The sequence below is a fragment of the Rhizobium sp. CG5 genome, assembly GCF_023701945.1.
In the GTDB taxonomy this organism is placed as follows: Bacteria; Pseudomonadota; Alphaproteobacteria; order Rhizobiales; family Rhizobiaceae; genus Allorhizobium.
On sequence record NZ_JABAEF010000003.1, the window covers coordinates 15585 to 31569 of the forward strand.

Annotated in this window: 14 protein-coding genes; 8 read left to right on the top strand and 6 right to left on the bottom strand. The window is 61.4% G+C overall.

Annotated features, from left to right (window positions below; all coding sequences use genetic code 11):
• Positions 1-12: 12 nt before the first annotated feature.
• A complete protein-coding gene (queF, locus tag HGO38_RS05940; protein ID WP_250955020.1) occupies positions 13-477 on the bottom strand; it encodes a preQ(1) synthase in 465 nt (154 codons plus the stop codon).
• On the bottom strand, positions 474-1391 hold the full coding sequence (locus HGO38_RS05945; protein ID WP_250955021.1) for a cation diffusion facilitator family transporter: 918 nt from the start codon (positions 1389-1391) through the stop codon (positions 474-476). The genes queF and HGO38_RS05945 overlap by 4 nt, the downstream gene beginning before the upstream one ends.
• 229 nt (positions 1392-1620) lie before the next feature.
• Between HGO38_RS05945 and HGO38_RS05950 the strand changes: the two genes are divergently transcribed.
• Entirely contained in the window at positions 1621-1935 is a 315-nt protein-coding gene (locus tag HGO38_RS05950; protein WP_250955022.1) for a HigA family addiction module antitoxin, read from the top strand.
• A 156-nt stretch (positions 1936-2091) separates the two neighbouring features.
• Here HGO38_RS05950 and HGO38_RS05955 read toward each other — a convergent pair whose 3' ends face one another.
• Positions 2092-4281 carry an anthranilate synthase gene (locus tag HGO38_RS05955; RefSeq protein WP_250955023.1) on the bottom strand — a complete coding sequence of 730 codons (2190 nt, stop codon included), beginning with the start codon at positions 4279-4281 and terminating at the stop codon, positions 2092-2094.
• A gap of 363 nt (positions 4282-4644) precedes the next feature.
• Between HGO38_RS05955 and HGO38_RS05960 the strand changes: the two genes are divergently transcribed.
• The 3 genes from HGO38_RS05960 to HGO38_RS05970 all read left to right on the top strand — a co-directional run bounded on the left by HGO38_RS05960 (position 4645) and on the right by HGO38_RS05970 (position 8640).
• Positions 4645-6468, top strand: coding sequence for a methyl-accepting chemotaxis protein (locus tag HGO38_RS05960; RefSeq protein WP_250955024.1), 1824 nt, complete (start codon positions 4645-4647; stop codon positions 6466-6468).
• A gap of 235 nt (positions 6469-6703) precedes the next feature.
• Positions 6704-7699, top strand: a complete 996-nt coding sequence (locus HGO38_RS05965; protein ID WP_250955025.1) for an extensin family protein — start codon at positions 6704-6706, stop codon at positions 7697-7699.
• 491 nt (positions 7700-8190) lie between these two features.
• On the top strand, positions 8191-8640 hold the full coding sequence (locus HGO38_RS05970) for a hypothetical protein (protein WP_250955026.1): 450 nt from the start codon (positions 8191-8193) through the stop codon (positions 8638-8640).
• Between the two features lie 107 nt (positions 8641-8747).
• Here HGO38_RS05970 and HGO38_RS05975 read toward each other — a convergent pair whose 3' ends face one another.
• The 3 genes from HGO38_RS05975 to HGO38_RS05985 all read right to left on the bottom strand — a co-directional run bounded on the left by HGO38_RS05975 (position 8748) and on the right by HGO38_RS05985 (position 13299).
• Positions 8748-9077 carry a nucleotidyltransferase domain-containing protein gene (locus HGO38_RS05975; protein WP_250955027.1) on the bottom strand — a complete coding sequence of 110 codons (330 nt, stop codon included), beginning with the start codon at positions 9075-9077 and terminating at the stop codon, positions 8748-8750.
• Positions 9078-9178: 101 nt separating this feature from the next.
• On the bottom strand, positions 9179-11383 hold the full coding sequence (locus HGO38_RS05980) for a TonB-dependent hemoglobin/transferrin/lactoferrin family receptor (protein ID WP_250955028.1): 2205 nt from the start codon (positions 11381-11383) through the stop codon (positions 9179-9181).
• A gap of 236 nt (positions 11384-11619) precedes the next feature.
• On the bottom strand, positions 11620-13299 hold the full coding sequence (locus tag HGO38_RS05985) for a formate--tetrahydrofolate ligase (RefSeq protein ID WP_250955029.1): 1680 nt from the start codon (positions 13297-13299) through the stop codon (positions 11620-11622).
• 217 nt (positions 13300-13516) lie between these two features.
• On the opposite strand from HGO38_RS05985, the gene HGO38_RS05990 reads away from it, so the two are divergent.
• From HGO38_RS05990 to HGO38_RS06005, 4 genes are all read left to right on the top strand, one after another.
• On the top strand, positions 13517-14029 hold the full coding sequence (locus tag HGO38_RS05990) for a TIGR00645 family protein (RefSeq protein WP_250955030.1): 513 nt from the start codon (positions 13517-13519) through the stop codon (positions 14027-14029).
• A 73-nt stretch (positions 14030-14102) separates the two neighbouring features.
• Positions 14103-14564 (top strand): Lrp/AsnC ligand binding domain-containing protein, encoded by a 462-nt coding sequence (locus HGO38_RS05995; RefSeq protein WP_250955031.1) that lies wholly within the window; start codon positions 14103-14105, stop codon positions 14562-14564.
• A 164-nt stretch (positions 14565-14728) separates the two neighbouring features.
• The gene (locus HGO38_RS06000) at positions 14729-15451 is read left to right on the top strand and encodes a helix-turn-helix transcriptional regulator (RefSeq protein ID WP_250955032.1); all 723 of its coding nucleotides are present in this window, start codon (positions 14729-14731) and stop codon (positions 15449-15451) included.
• 52 nt (positions 15452-15503) lie between these two features.
• Positions 15504-15959, top strand: coding sequence for a PAS domain-containing protein (locus HGO38_RS06005; RefSeq protein ID WP_250955033.1), 456 nt, complete (start codon positions 15504-15506; stop codon positions 15957-15959).
• Positions 15960-15985: the final 26 nt, after the last annotated feature.

Here is a 15985-nt window from a genome sequence, read left to right on the forward strand (position 1 = left end):
TGGCGCAAAAAATCAGCCGCGGCCGCGATAGGTCGGCACGCCCTGGTCTGGCAGCCAGACGCCTTCCGGCACCGCGCCGGTCTGCCAGAACACATCGATTGGAATGCCGCCGCGCGGATACCAGTAGGCGCCGATCCGCAGCCATTTCGGGGCGAGCAGGTCGATGATGCGCTTGGCGATATAGACCGAGCAATCCTCGTGGAAGGCGCCGTGGTTGCGGAACGAAAACAGGAACAGCTTCAGCGACTTCGATTCGACCAGGAAGTCGCCGGGAATATAGTCGATGACGATATGGGCGAAATCCGGCTGGCCGGTCATCGGGCAGAGCGAGGTGAATTCCGGCGCGGTGAAGCGCACCACGTAGTCGGTGCCGGCATTGCTGTTGGGCACCCGCTCCAGCACGGCGGTCTCCGGGCTGGTCGGGGCATCCACCGCCTGGCCGAGCTGCGATAGCCCGGATACGTCGGTCATGGTCATAGTCCTGTCTCCTGAATTTTCACGCGCACGCCATGCGCCTTTTCGCTTTCCGGCTCCACATGGATCGTCACCCGCGCGCCGGCCTGCACATCCTGCACCGCCACTTCCAGCCGGTCGCAGATCTCATGGGCTTTGCTCACCGACATGCCGGCCGGCACGACCAGGTCGAAGGCAACGAAGGTCGCAGCCCCAGCCCGCCGGGTGCGCAGATCATGGGCGCCCAGCGATCCCGTCGCATGGGTGGCGATCGCCTTCTTGATCGCCGCCTCTTCCTCGAATTCCACCGCCTTGTCCATCAGCCCGTCGACCGAATGGGAAATCACCTTCCAACCCTGGAAGATGATATTGACCGCCACCAGCAGCGCCATCACAGGATCGAGAATGGCATAGCCGGTGATCAGCGCCAGCACGAGGCCGAACAGCACGCCGACCGAAGTCACCACATCCGACATGATGTGCTGGCCATCGGCCAGCAGCGCCGGCGAGCGATGCGCCCGGCCCGCCTTGATCAGGGTCAACGCCCAGACGGCATTGATCACCCCGGCGGCAAGGTTGATCGCCAGACCCAGCACCGGCGCCTCCAGCATCTTCGGATCGGCGAGATGGCCGATCGCCTCCTGCATGATCAGCAGCGCCGCCACGACGATCAGCACGCCTTCGAGAACCGCCGACAGATATTCCGCCTTGTGATGCCCAAAGGGATGGTCGAGATCGGCCGGCTTCTGCGCATAGCGGATGACGAAATAGGCAATGAAGGCCGCCACCACGTTGACCGTCGATTCCAGCCCGTCCGACAAAAGCGCCACCGAGCCGGTCACCCACCAGGCCACCAGCTTCAGCCCCATCACGCCGAACGACAGCGGAATGCCCCAGAACGCCAGGCGCTGGACCCTGCTATTGCCCTCTTGTGTCATGTGTCGGATCCTTTGCTGATGCGACTGAATTGCATTTCAACCGGTCTTCAAACGCAAAACCGCCCACGCTTCGGGGCGCAGGCGGTTTCATATCAAGGCAGGCTAAAGCACAGAGATTAACCGAGGGTCAACCCGTGCAGCACAGTTTTAACAGACATCTCGTAACGCATTGCGTTATAGATCGACCAATGGCGCATCTGTTTCAAATGGCATCGAGGAGGAGCAAGTGATGTCGGAATCGTCGACGACCATGGCTGATCTATTGCCCAACCCTCATCCCGGCGACATTCTGCTGGAGGATTTTCTGAAACCCATGGGCCTCAGCCAGAATGCATTGGCGCGGGCCGTGCATGTGTCGCCGCGCCGCATCAACGAAATCGTGCTTTCCAAACGCGCCGTCACCGCCGACACCGATCTTCGGCTGGCCCGCTATTTCGGCCTGTCCGAAGGCTTCTTTCTAGGCTTGCAGGCCGATTACGACCTGATGCAACGGCGCCGCGAACTTGGCAGCGAGCTGAGCCTGATCAGCCCGCATGCGGTATAGACTTGGGCCAAAAGCCCCTCATCCGGCCCTACCGGGCCACCTTCTCCCCGCAAGCGGGGCGAAGGGGACGCAAACGCTGCGGCGATCCTCCTTCTCCCTGCTTGCGGGGAGAAGGTGCCGGCAGGCGGATGAGGGGCCAGGTCGCGTTACGAGACGCTACGCCGCCTTCACCTTGGCCCGTCGCGCCAGATGCGCCACCACATTCTCGATCATCCGCATGCCGGCGTCCTGGCCGAGCGTCATGATCGATTCCGGGTGGAACTGCACGGCTGCCACCGGTTCCTTGGCATGCTGGATGCCCATGATCGTGCCGTCCTCGCTTTCCGCGGTGATGATGAAATCGCGCGGCAGGGTCGAGGGGTCGGCGAAGATCGAGTGATAGCGCCCGACGGTTACCTCCTTGGCAAGGCCCGAAAACACCAGGCCGGGCTCCAGCACGCGGATGCGCGACGGCTTGCCATGCATCGGCACCGCCAGCTGCCGGAGTTCCCCGCCATAGGCTTCGGCCAGCGCCTGCAGGCCGAGGCAGACGCCGAAGATAGGCAACTGCCGGGCCCGCGCCTTCTTGATGGTCGCCTTGCAGTCAAAGTCCTTCGGAGATCCGGGACCGGGCGACAGCACGACCAGATCCGGATCCATCTCGTCGAACACGGCATCGGCCACCGGCGAGCGCACGGTCGAGACCGTGGCGCCGGTCTGGCGGAAATAATTGGCCAGCGTGTGGACAAAGCTGTCCTCGTGGTCGACCAGCAGGATTTTTACGCCCTGGCCGACGCTGGCCACGCCGCGCTTCGATTTGGCGTCATTGCCGCTCTTGGCGTCACGAATGGCTGCAATCATGGCGGATGCCTTCAGTTCGGTTCCGGCCTCTTCCTCGCCCGAAATGCTGTCGTTCAGAAGCGTCGCGCCGCCCCGCACTTCGGCAATGCCGTCCTTGATGCGCCCCGTGCGCGGCGTCGGGCCGGTATTCATGTCGCCGTTGAAGCCGACCATGCCGACCCCCCCGCCATACCAGGCGCGCGGGCTCTTCTCGTGGGCCTCGATGAAGCGCATCGCCCAGAGCTTTGGCGCGCCGGTGACGGTCACCGCCCAGGCGTGGCTCAAGAACCCGTCGAAGGCGTCCATGTCGTCGCGCAGCCGGCCCTCGATGTGATCGACCGTATGGATCAGCCGCGAATACATCTCGATCTGCCGGCGGCCGATCACCTTGACCGAGCCGGGCTCGCAGACGCGGCTCTTGTCATTGCGATCGACGTCCGAGCACATCGTCAGCTCGCTCTCGTCCTTCTTGGAATTCAAGAGCTTGAGGATCTGTTCGCTGTCGGCGATCGGGTCCTCGCCGCGCTTGATCGTGCCGGAAATCGGGCAGGTCTCGATGCGCCGGCCCGACACCCGCACGAACATCTCAGGCGAGGCGCCGACCAGATATTCCTGATGGCCGAGATTGATGAAGAAGGAATAGGGAGACGGATTGATCTCCTTCAGCCGCTTGGAAATCTGCGAGGGTTTGCTGTCGCAGCGCTCCATGAATTTCTGGCCCGGCACCACCTCAAACAGGTCGCCGCGGCGAAAGCTTTCCTTGGCCTTGGTCACCAGCTCGGCATATTCGCCCGGACGATGGTCGCCGCGCGGCGGAATGACATCGGTATGGCGGAACGGATCGGGCGCGATCTCGCCCGATTTGCCTGATGTGGTGACGCCGCCCTTTTCGAAATCGTAGCGGTCGATCCAGGCCTTGGCGGCATGGTGGTCGACCACGACGATCTCGTCGGGCAGGTAAAGCACCATGTCGCGCTGGTCATCGGGGCGCACCAGCGACAGCTTGATGGCGTCGAACTGGAAGGCCAGATCATAGCCGAAGGCGCCGAACAGGCCGATCGCCGAATCCGCCTCGGAATGGAAGAGATCGGTGACGGCGCGCAGCACCGTGAACACGGTCGGCATCTTCGAGCGCTCCTCCTCGGTGAACACCCGGTCGGGCAGGTTCACGGTGAGGTCGAGGCGCGCCTTGCTGGAGGCGCCGAGCGTCAGGTCGGCAACGGTCTTCAGCTTTTCCGTGATGAAGCCGAGCAGCACTTCGCCGCGCGCGTTGAAGGCTTCGATCCAGACATTGCGGCCGAACGACGAAATGCCAAGCGGCGGATCGACGATCGCCGTATCCCAGCGCGTGTAGCGGCCCGGATATTCGTAATTGGAGGAAAACACCGCACCACGCCGCTCGTCGAGCTTGTCGACGCAGGTGCTGATGGCATCGGCATAGGCCACCGGCCGCCGCTCGCGGCTCACGGAAATGCCGCCGCGCGTCTCGTAGGTCTCGCCGCCGTCATCCCGAATGATCGTCACCATGTCTCTCTTCCCTTTTCAAAGCCCGGGTTTTGCGGCGCCTTGAATACAAAAAAGCCGCCTGAAGGTTTTCCGGGCGGCTTTGCGTCAATCGTCTCTGGACATGACTGGTCAAGGCCGCGTTAGCGAGCCCACCACCAGTTAGCCATGGTCAAAGACGTGTTCATGACGTTTTTCATAGCCTGCCTTTGGCGCGGGTGCAACCCGGTTTTACAGCACCTCATCCGTCGATGGCATTCCTTCATGTATGCAACCCCCATTAGTCAAATAGTAGGAATTGCTGATGTAGGTTAGCAAAATATTATGAGCGTCAAGGAGCGTTATCGTCGAGCCTTGGCCGAAGCGCGGAGCAAGGGGATAGACCGGATGAAAATGACTATATCGCGCAGCCTGTTCGGCTTTGGGCTCCTCTTGCTGCTGGGCTTTGGCGCCGCCATCGGAATCCTGGTCTATTCGCTGGAAACGCTGAAGATCCAGAGCCCGGATTATATCAGGATCGTCAATTCCAAGGATCTCGTCGCAGATATCCTGCCGCCGCCGCTTTCGACCATGGAGGCATTTCTGTTGGCCACCGAGCTGATGGCAAACCCGACAAAGGTTGACGAGATCGGCGCAAGAATTCTGAAGCTGAAGAAGGACTGTCAGGATCGCAAGCTGTACTGGGTCACAACCGAACTCAGTCCCGAAATTTCCCAATTCATGCACGTCACGCTGGAACCGGTCACGGATCAATTCTTTGTGGAGATCGAGACCGTCTTCCTGCCGGCGGCCGCAGCCGGCAACACCGTCACCATGGGCGACAGCCTGAAGCGGCTGAGCAGCGTCTACCACGATCAGCAGGCCAAGATCGGCATCCTGGTCAAGATGTCGGTCGAATTTCTGCAGAAGGCCGAATCCAGCGCTGCGGAGCGTGCGCAATTCTTGCGCAACAGCGCCTTCTCGGTCTCGGCGACCGCCTTTGCCATCCTGTTTGCTGGACTTTACGGCCTGCGGCGCCGCGCCCTTTCACCGCTGGTTGGCATCGGCAATTACATGACCTGCCTGGCCGGCGGCGACCTGGAGACGCCTGTCCCCTATACCGGTCGCGGCGACGAGATCGGCACAATGGCAGCCTCGGTCGCGGTCTTCCGCCAGGCCGGCATCGACAAACGGGCGCTCGAACAGGACGCCCGCCAGCGCGATCAACGCCTGCAGGCCGAGCAGGCCGCCCGTCTGGAGGAGCAGGAGACCCAGGCCCGCAATCTGCAAACGGTGATCGATCAATTGGGTGGCGGCCTGGACCGATTGTCGAAATTCAATATCCACATCACCTTGGATGACCCTTTCCTGCCGGAATTCGAGCGTCTCAGAGGCGATTTCAACCGATCTCTCGCCGTCTTTCAGGAAACCATGTCGAAGGTGCTCGACAAGGCCCGCGGCATCGAATCGAATGCCGGTGCCCTGCAGGCCTCGTCAGACCAGCTTTCCAAGCGCACCGAGCAGCAGGCAGCCGCTCTGGAACAGACCGCCGCAGCACTGCAGGACGTGACCACCAATATCAACGCCTCCACGTCCCGCACCGCCAACACGCGGGAAAAAACCCGGCTTGTCAGAAGCAATGTCGCAAAATCGACCAAGGTGGTGCAGGACGCCGTCAATGCCATGCATCGCATCGAAGCCGCATCGGCCAGCATTGCCAATATCACCGGGGTCATCGACCAGATCGCCTTCCAGACCAATCTTCTCGCCCTCAACGCCGGCGTCGAGGCAGCCCGCGCCGGGGATGCCGGCAAAGGCTTCGCGGTGGTAGCCCAGGAAGTGCGCGAACTGGCGCAACGCTCTGCCAGCGCCGCCAAGGAAATCAATGCGCTGATCGAACGGTCCGATCAGGAGGTCAATGCCGGCGTCGGGCTTGTCAACGATACGGGTCTTGCCCTGCAGCACATTGAAGAGGGGATGAATCGCATCGCCGAGGATATCGAGGCCATCACCCAGGCCGCGCAGGACCAGTCCAGCGGACTGTCGGAAATCACCAGGGCGATCAATCAGATGGACCAGCTGACCCAGCAGAATGCCGGCATGGTCCAGGAAACCGCAGCCGCCACCCATTCGCTGACCGACGAAGTGGCCGAGATGGTGGCACTGGTTGGTCAATTCGTCTTCAGCAAACGCAATCGCGCTGCCGACCAGCGCCTTGCCGAAGCCGCTTAGAGGGCGCCTGGACGGCCTATCGATCTGCCGGGAGCCTGCCGGTCGTCAGGTGCGGCAATTCCCCGCGCATGCCGCCGTCACACCGTCGCTCCTTTGCCGCGCCGATCACCACAAGGCCCCGAAGCGGGTCTGCGAAATCTCCCATTTCGAGGAACTCCTCCGTCCTTTGGCAGAGGCAACCTAATCCGTTCGAAAGCGTTTGTGTTCCGTCACCAACGCACCAAAGGACGGATGCATGTATCGTCGCCTCGCCGCAGCCCTGCTCTGCCTGACCGTCCTGACCGCCGCCAAATTGCCCGAGAAGGGCCCCGTTCCCGAGGCCAAACCCGAAGACTCGACCCCCGCAGAACAGGCAAAGCCCGAGCCGAAGCCGGACACCGATCCTGAAACGACCGCGCCGATTGTCGTGCCGCCGGAAGCAACCGTTGCGACACCGGAGCCGAAACCGCCGGTGCCGGAGACAACGGCGCCCGCCGACCAACAGCCCGAGACGCCAGGCCCGGACGATGCAAAGCCGGACCCCCCCGTGCCGGATGCCCCCGTGCCCGGTGCCAAGCCTGACCAAGCCGAGCCAGGCAAAGCAGAGGCCGGCAAAGCCGAGGCCGACAAGCCGCGCGAAGCCCGGGGCCCGCCGCGCCCGCCGGAACCGGTCGATCTGGTTGAACCGGAGGATGCGTCCGCCTTCGAGCAATGCAGCCAGGCGCTGACCGCCATCGGTGCCGCCTTCACGCCATTGCCGCGCATCGACGACGGCAATGGCTGCGGTATCGACAAGCCGATCAGCGTGACAAAGATCCTGCCCGGCGTCGACCTTGCCCCGGAAGGCACCATGCGCTGCGAAACCGCCCTGCATCTGGCCGAATGGCTGAAGACCGTCGTCATCCCGGCCGCCGAATTGGCTCTGCCCGACCAGGGCAAACTGACCGCCTTCAACCAGGCCTCGACCTATATCTGCCGCAAGCGCAACAGCGCCGAAACCGGCAAGATTTCGGAACATGCCCGCGGCAATGCCATCGACATCGGCTCGCTGCGCTTCGAGAAAGGCGACATGCCGATGGCGATTGTCGCGCAAGAGGATTCCAGCATGGACGCCGCCTTCCAGCGCAGCCTTAACGCCACCGCCTGCCTCAGCTTCTCCACCGTGCTCTCCCCCGGCAGCGACGCCGCCCACCAGGACCACATGCATCTCGACGTGCTGGCACGAAAAGGCGGCTACCGGTTTTGCCGGTGAGGCTGTGACCAGAATGGCTAGGGTATTAACGGAACAGACCGGAGAGGCTGTTTTACAGTCCGACATCGTCCTGAAGCTCTGCGACGGCCTTGAATGCAAGCACTGTGATGGATTGAGAGCGTGCCGCGCCCCCCACCCTCCCCTTGAGGGGGAGGGTCGGAGCAGAGCTCCGGGGTGGGGTGACCGGCTACGCCCGCAACCCGCAAAGGGTCACCCCCACCCGCGCGTTCCGCGCGACCTCCCCCCTCAAGGGGGAGGTGTAGTCAAAATCGTCTCCGTCTCTCCAGTCGCAGCGCTCGCCATAGAGTAACCGCTGGTCCGGCCCCACATTGTCTTGCCTACAGGTCTCTGATCGAGATTTTCCATGGACAAATAATTGGATTTGAGGGCTGCCACTCATATTCGGTAACGTTGTCGAGACGTCATAAAGTCAGAGCCGTTGCTTTCGGGACGTGCTCCTATATCCTCTGCTTGGCGGCAAGAGAGTTAGATTGCAGATGTCCAGAAGAAAACAGTTCAAAGGGATTTGCCACGATATTCTCGGAACATTTGTTAGCCGGTACAATGATCACGATGGCTATTGGTCTTTGGGCCAGTACGTTGCGCTCCTCGAATGTCTCGGCGAAAAACAAGCGCAGCTCAAGCTCACGGACACGACAGAGACTCCTGACAGTCGCGTCATCGCTGCGTCACAGGAGTATTATCGGGGTGCGGTTCAGCGACTGATGGAAGCAAATTCGATGCCGCAAGTGTGGCTCGCAAATGCGACCATCAAGGTATCCATCATTGCCCCAGCCAAGGTCGCTTGCGACATTGAAATTATTTCCGATCTCGGCCGGACTTACCGGAGCGAGTGCACCATTACTGTTTGGCCACATGACCCCGTGATTGAGCGGCGGAGAGCAGATGGATTCGGCCCTTCAAACCAAAAAGGCCGCTAAATGTGGGCTACTTTGTTCCTTTAATTCCAGGTCTGATATATGGAGCCAACCGCTCGTCACCCCGAAGTGTTTACCGCCAGCTACCTGGTCAAAAACGCCCGCGCATTTCAACATTTCATAACGATGTCATGCAGGAACTCCTGAAGACGATCTTCGGTCAGGTCATCCTCGAAAATCAGGTCATAGGGAATTGCGGAGGCACGCATGCCGTCTGCCACCAGGCGTTCGACCAGCCGACGGCGCTTGTTATCGGCTGGGCCGCGGACAAGAAAATCGACATCCGAATGGGAGCGGAAATCGCCTCTCGCCAGTGAGCCGATGACAGTGAGGGGAATCCCGCAGCTTTCAGCGGCGTGCAGAATGCCGGCAACGGCTGCCGAGGCTTGCTCGTGCCGCGCCTCCCGTCTCTTCGCCGTCAGTGTATCCATCCTGTTCATGCGCCGCTCCAATAGCATGCAACCTTATAGCATCACGAGACAGGCGGAAAGCCGATGCCTCCCCGCGGGGTGCGGGAAGGCATCAAGACTGGGACCGCCCTTTAGAACTTCTGCGTCAGCGAGATCTTGAAGGTCCGTCCGGCTTCGGAATAATAGGCTAGGTCGTGGGTGCTGGTCGAGGCGTCCTTGACCTCGAGCGCGTCGTAATAGACCTTGTCGAACAGGTTGTAGACCCCCGCCTGGATGCGCAGGCCCTTGGCCTGTTCCGGCTCCCACCAGCCCGTCAGGTTGACGATGCCGTAGCCGGCCGGCTTGATGGTTGCGGTCGAATCCTCGTCGACGGCCGAAGACGCCACGAGGCTTAAATCCGTGCCCCAGATATTGGTGGCATAGCCGACGCCGACGATGGCTTTCAGCGGCGGCACGCTGGCCAGCACCTCGTCGGTGTCGAGATCGGTGCCGCGCGCATAGCTCATCGTGGCATGGACGTTGAAGCCATTGGCAAAATTCTTGTTGCCGCGCAGCTCTATGCCGGAAATCCGCACTCGCTCGCGGTTGAAATACTCGATCGAGCCATAGGCATAGCCCGCCTCTGCCGTCGTTTCGGTATCGATGAAATTCTTGTAGCGGGTGGTAAAGGCGGTGATGCGGCCACCGAAATCCTCGTCGCCGAGATTGGCGCCGGCCTCGAAACCATAGCTGGTCTCGGCCTCGAGATCCGGATTGCCGATCTGGCGATAGAGCGGCGCATTGTCGTAATTGCTGTAGAGCTGCGACACGTTCGGCGCCTTGAAGCCGGTCGAGAACTGCGCAAACAGCTCGATATCGGGCGTTGCCTGCCAGCCGGCCCGAAGCTTTGGCGAAATCGCCATGTCGCTCTGGCCGTCCGGCAACCCGGCATAGCCGCTATTGTTCTCGTAGCCGGCGGTCTGCTGCGGGCTGTAGTCGTACCAATCGAAGCGCACGCCGGGGGTCAGCGAGAAGGCGCTGCTGCCGATGGCGATGCGGTCCTCGACATAGGCGCCGAGGCGAACCCCGTCGGTATCGGGCATGTCGGCCTGGTTATTGTGGTAGAACATGCAGGACGCCACATAGTTTTCGTCGCAGCTGTCGTCGCCCACCTGATATTGCGAGGTGGTGAAGAAGGACGCGTCGCCGCCCGCCGTCAGCTGGTGGTGCAGCATGCCGGTGCTGAAATCGGAATTCACATATCCGGAAAAGCCGATCGCCTTTTCCTCATTGGTGCTGATGCGGGAGTAGTCGCCAATTGGCGCGGTGGTGCGATAGCCATTGGTGCCCTCCTCGCGCTCGGTGCGCTGCCAATAGAGCGTGGCGAACGCGCTGTCGATCAGGCTGTCCTCGGCAATCGCCTCGTAGCGGTAGTCGAGCGACACGCGGTTGCGCGTCGTGTCGGCAATCCGGTCATACTGATCCTGGGCATAGCTCGAGCCCTGCTCGCTCTTGAGGTTGGTCCAGGAATTGTAGTCGTAATGTTCGGCCGTCATGCCGATCGTGTGGCCACCTTCCAGCTCGTGGCGAAACTTCATGAGCAGGTTGCGGCGATTGTAGTCCATCGGATCGGCCTCCGTGCGCGTCGCGCCATAGCCGCCGACGTCGCCGCCGGTCTCCGTCTCCTGGCCCTTCTTGTAGGAGCCCTGGAACAGCATCGAGGTGTTGTCGATCTTCTTGGCCACCGCAACTGAGCCGCCATAGGAATTGTCGGAACTGTCGTAACCGGTGCGGGCCAGCCCGCCCCAATCGCGGCCCTCACCGATCAGGTCCTCCGGCTCCAGCGTGCGCAGCAGCACCGCGCCGCCGAGCGCCCCTGAACCGGCGCGGCTGGAATCCGCGCCGCGCAGGATGTCGATGGTCGAGATCGAGGCGAAATCATAGCTGTTGGCGCCACCGTAGGAATCGCGCACCGCATCCGACAGATAGGGGATCGGGATGCCGTCGATCGTCGTCAGCACGCGGTCGTCCTCCAATCCGCGAATGTTGACGCTCTTGGTGGCCTCGACGAAGCTGACGCCGGGCTCGGTCGTGTTGCCGAGATCGTCCAGATCGTCGATCTCCTTTTTGGCGATCTCCTCGGCCGTGGTCTGCGTGGCCAGCGGCGTATCGGCTACAGAGCCCTTCACGACCCGTTTTCCCTTGACGAGAATGGTCGGCAGCACCGTCTGCGTCTCGGCGGATGCCCCGGCCGTCTGGCCGGAGGAGGCATCCTGCGCCAGGGCTGGAGAGAGGGCCGGAGCGCAGGCAAGAGCCGTGCAGGTGAGAAGGAGAGGACGAAAGCGCCGACGCAGCATCAGAAATCCTTTCTTGAGGGCGCGCGCATGAAAAGGCGCAGCCTCGCAAACCTTGCGAAGCAGCCCTTGGCAAGCGCCCCTAAAGTGATGAAAGGCCAGGCGAATGCCTGCCTTGTTTCTGACACCTATTAAACATGATTTTTTATGTCAAGATTAAAAACATGATAATCGCAATCATGTTTATGCAAGGGCCGATGTGGAGGATTTCCAGGCAAGCGACACGACCGTGCCCCGCCTCAGAACAGCCCTTCGATATAGCCCTGGTCGTTGAGGAAAATCCGCTCCGACGATGGCGATTTCGGCAGGCCCGGCATGGTCATGATCTCGCCGGTGATCGCCACGACGAAACCGGCGCCGGCCGAAAGCCGGACCTCGCGCACATGCACAATATGGCCGACCGGCGCGCCGCGCACGCTGGGATCGGTCGAAAACGAATATTGCGTCTTGGCCATGCAGACCGGCAGATGGCCGTAGCCCTGCTCCTCAAAGCTGCGCAGCTGGTCGCGCACCGCCTTGTCGGCCGTCACCTCGCCGGCCCGGTAGATCTCCTTGGCCACGGTCTCGATCTTGCCCAGCAGGGACAGACCGTCGGAATAGAGCGGCGCGAAATGCGCACGACCGGCCTCGGCGATCTCCACCACCTTGTGGGCCAGCTCCTCGATGCCGGCCGAGCCTTGCGCCCAGTGCCGGCAGAGAATCGCCTCAGCCCCATGCGCCACGCAATAGGCCTTGACCGCGGCGACCTCCGCATCGGTGTCCGAGACGAAATGGTTGATCGCCACCACCACCGGCACGCCGAACTTGTGGACATTTTCGATATGCCGCCCGAGATTGGCGCAGCCCGCCTCCACCGCGCCGACATTCTCGACGCCCAACTCCTCCTTCTTGATGCCGCCATTCATCTTCAGGGCCCTGACGGTCGCGACGATCACCGCCGCATTGGGCATGAGCCCCGCCTTGCGGCATTTGATGTCGAAGAATTTTTCCGCCCCGAGATCGGCCCCGAACCCCGCCTCGGTCACCACATAATCGGCAAGCTTCAATGCCGTCGTGGTGGCGATCACCGAATTGCAGCCATGGGCGATATTGGCAAACGGCCCGCCATGCACCAAGGCCGGATTGTTTTCCAGCGTCTGCACCAGGTTCGGCTGCATGGCATCCTTCAAGAGCACCGTCATCGCCCCGTCGGCCTTGATGTCGCGGGCAAACACCGGCGTCTTGTCGCGCCGATAGCCGATGATGATGTTGCCGAGCCGCGCCTCCAGGTCTTTCAGATCGCTGGCCAGGCAAAGAATCGCCATGACCTCCGAGGCAACGGTGATGTCGAAGCCGGTCTCGCGCGGAAACCCATTGGCGACGCCGCCGAGCGAACAGACGATATCGCGCAGCGCCCGGTCGTTCATGTCCATCACCCGCCGCCAGGCGATGCGGCGGATGTCGATATTTTGCTCGTTGCCCCAGTAGATATGGTTGTCGATCAGGGCGGCCAGCAGGTTATGGGCCGAGGTGATGGCGTGGAAATCGCCGGTGAAATGCAGGTTCATGTCTTCCATCGGCACCACCTGCGCATAACCGCCGCCGGCCGCCCCGCCCTTGACGCCGAAACAGGGGCCAAGCGACGCCTCGCGGATGCACACCACGGCGCGTTTGCCGATGCGGTTCAGCCCGTCGCCAAGCCCGACCGTCGTCGTCGTCTTGCCCTCGCCGGCCGGCGTCGGGTTGATCGCCGTCACCAGGATCAGTCTGCCATCCGGCCGGCCCTTCTGCGCGGCGATGAACTCTGCCGAGATCTTCGCCTTGTCATGGCCGTAGGGCACCAGCTGCTCGGGTGGGATGCCCAGTGTCGCGCCAATCTCGAAGATCGGCTTCTTGATGGCCTTGCGCGCGATTTCGATATCTGAGCCGATACCCGTCATGAAACCCCCTGCCCTTTTCTTATCGTTCTCGGTCCCCTGCCGGACCCTGTAAACCCGTGGACCACAGGTCGTGCTCAACACGGAAGGTCCAGCCTATCAAATGCCACGGGCTTTTGCTGGGCGCAATGCGCCGTCGTGTTGTGCAGCCTTGCGCATGTAAAACGGACAGCTTATCAAAACCCCTTGCCATGCCCCCGGACTGTTGGAGAGACCGCCCATGAAATCGCTGGAACTGCTTGTCGAAAGGATCATCCTGTCGAGCCGCTGGATCCTCGTGGTCTTCTATCTCGGCCTGGTCGCGGCGCTGGCCGTCTATGCCGTCTCCTTTGTCTACAAATTCCTGAAGGTCGCCGGCAACGTGTTCACCTATGGCGAATCGGAGATGATCCTCGCCATGCTCGGCCTGATCGACGCTGCCCTGGTCGCCAGCCTGATCGTCATGGTGATGATCTCCGGCTATGAAAACTTCGTCAGCCGCTTCGACGAGGCCGACGACGAGGTCTCCTTCCTCGGCAAGCTCGATGCCGGCAGCCTGAAGATCAAGGTCGCCTCCTCGATCGTCGCCATCTCGTCCATTCATCTGCTGCAGATCTTCCTCAACGCCAGCCAGTATACCGACGGCCAGCTGATGTGGTTCACCATCATCCATCTGGCCTTCGTCGTTTCCGCAGTCATGCTCGGCTTCCTCGAGCGACTGATGGCAAAGCCCAAACCGACCGACAAGACCTGACATGCCTGAGCCCGACCGGCGGCAGACGGCAAACCGACCGCGACACCCTCGGAACACCCACCCGGAGGCCTCCATGAAGACGCTCGACAGACTCGACAAGAAGATCCTCAGGGCGCTGCAGCAAGAGGGCCGCCTCAGCAATATCGAACTCGCCGAACGGGTCAGCCTGTCGCCGACCGCCACCGCCGAGCGGGTCAAACGGCTGACCCGCGAGGGTTATATCACCGGCTACATGGCCATCCTGTCGCCGGAAAAGCTCGGCCGCAGCCTGCTTGTCTTCGTCGAGGTCAAGCTTGACCGCACCACGCCGGATGTCTTCGATGCCTTCGCCGCCGCCGTCAAGCGCAGCGACGACGTCATGGAGTGCCACATGGTGGCCGGCGGTTTCGATTATCTGGTCAAGGCCCGCGTCGCCGGCATGGAAGCCTATCGGCAGTTCCTGTCGGAAGTGATTCTCCCGCTGCCGGGGGTCCGAGAGACCCATACCTATGCCGTCATGGAAGAAATCAAGGCAGCCTCGCTGCTGCCGGTCTGAAAAACCGTTCTGTAAACGTCTGATATACCACTATAAAATGTGACACATTGTCAGACCTGTAAAAACTGCTAAACCGGACCCGAAAATGCTGGTAATTCATAAGGCTTGGTATATTTGTTAACGGTAACATATCCACTTTCGCCCAACCTTCAGAATAGCGGTTCATGATCATCGCGGAACGCCAATCGCTGCTGAGCGGCGAACTTTCGTCTGCCGAGACGCGGGCCCAGTTCATGCATGTCATGGGCAAGGTCCTGCGCGAGTTCGATCTGGACCATGTCACCATCTTTGCGGCGCCGGGCCCGAACGACACCCTGCTGGCGCCTTTGGTGCTGGAAAGCACGATTCCCGTGCAATTCGTCCGCGAATTCGACCGCAACCAGCTCTTGCGTGCCTGTCCCGTGCTGCCGCGCCTGCAGGATACGATCCTGCCGCAGTTCTGGGATCTCGACCCCGACAACACCGCCAGCGATTTCGACTGGCCGCCGAAAATGCACGCCCTGATGCGCCGCTTCGGCCTGCTGATGGGCGCTCTGATCCCGATGAATTCGGTGGATGGCCATCGCTTCTTCATGCGCTTCGATGGCAAGCGGGCGCCTTTCTGCCAGGCAGAAAGCAACGAACTGGGCATGATTGCCCTGCATGCCTTCGACAATTTCGACCGGATGCGCCGCACCGAACTGGCCAATCCCAATGTGCTCTCGGCGCGCGAACTGGAAGTGCTGCGCTGGACCGCCCAGGGCAAGACGTCGATCGAGATCGGCCAGATCCTGTCGCTCTCTGATCATACCGTGAACGCCTACATGACCAATGCCATCAAAAAGTTAGATTGCGTAAACCGGACACAGTTGGTAGCTAAGGCGATAAGGCTGAAGCTAATAAACTAATCGGTCATGCTTCAATGACAGGCTCAGCCCCGCAAAACCCATGGGGGGGGCCATGCCAATTCGTTTCGATCAACTGGACCACAAGCAATTTCAGGATTGCCACCAGGTCGGCATGACGGAAAGCGAAGTCGTTGAGCTGGCGCAGGCCTTTCGTCTCTATGGCTTTTATCGCATCGACCTCGACACCGGCCACTTCTTCGCCACGCCGGACGTGTTTCGCATTTTCGGGATGGGGATCACCGACGGACCGCTCAACATGGTCGAGTTCCGCTCGCGCATTCACCCCGACGACATGCCGATGCTGATGGAGAGCTTCGAGCGAACCTGCGCGGAGAAGCAGAGCTACCACAACATCTACCGCGCCCTGAACGCCGACGACCAGTACAAGTTTGTGCGCACCGTCGGCAAGTTCCGCGCCAAGGCAAGCGGCGCCGGCGAAATCGTCGGCATCACCTACGAATTCTTCGAACGGCTGCGCACCGCCGCCTTTTCCGACGGCGAGGAATAGGCGCCCGCCGCCATCGCCGTCGCGCA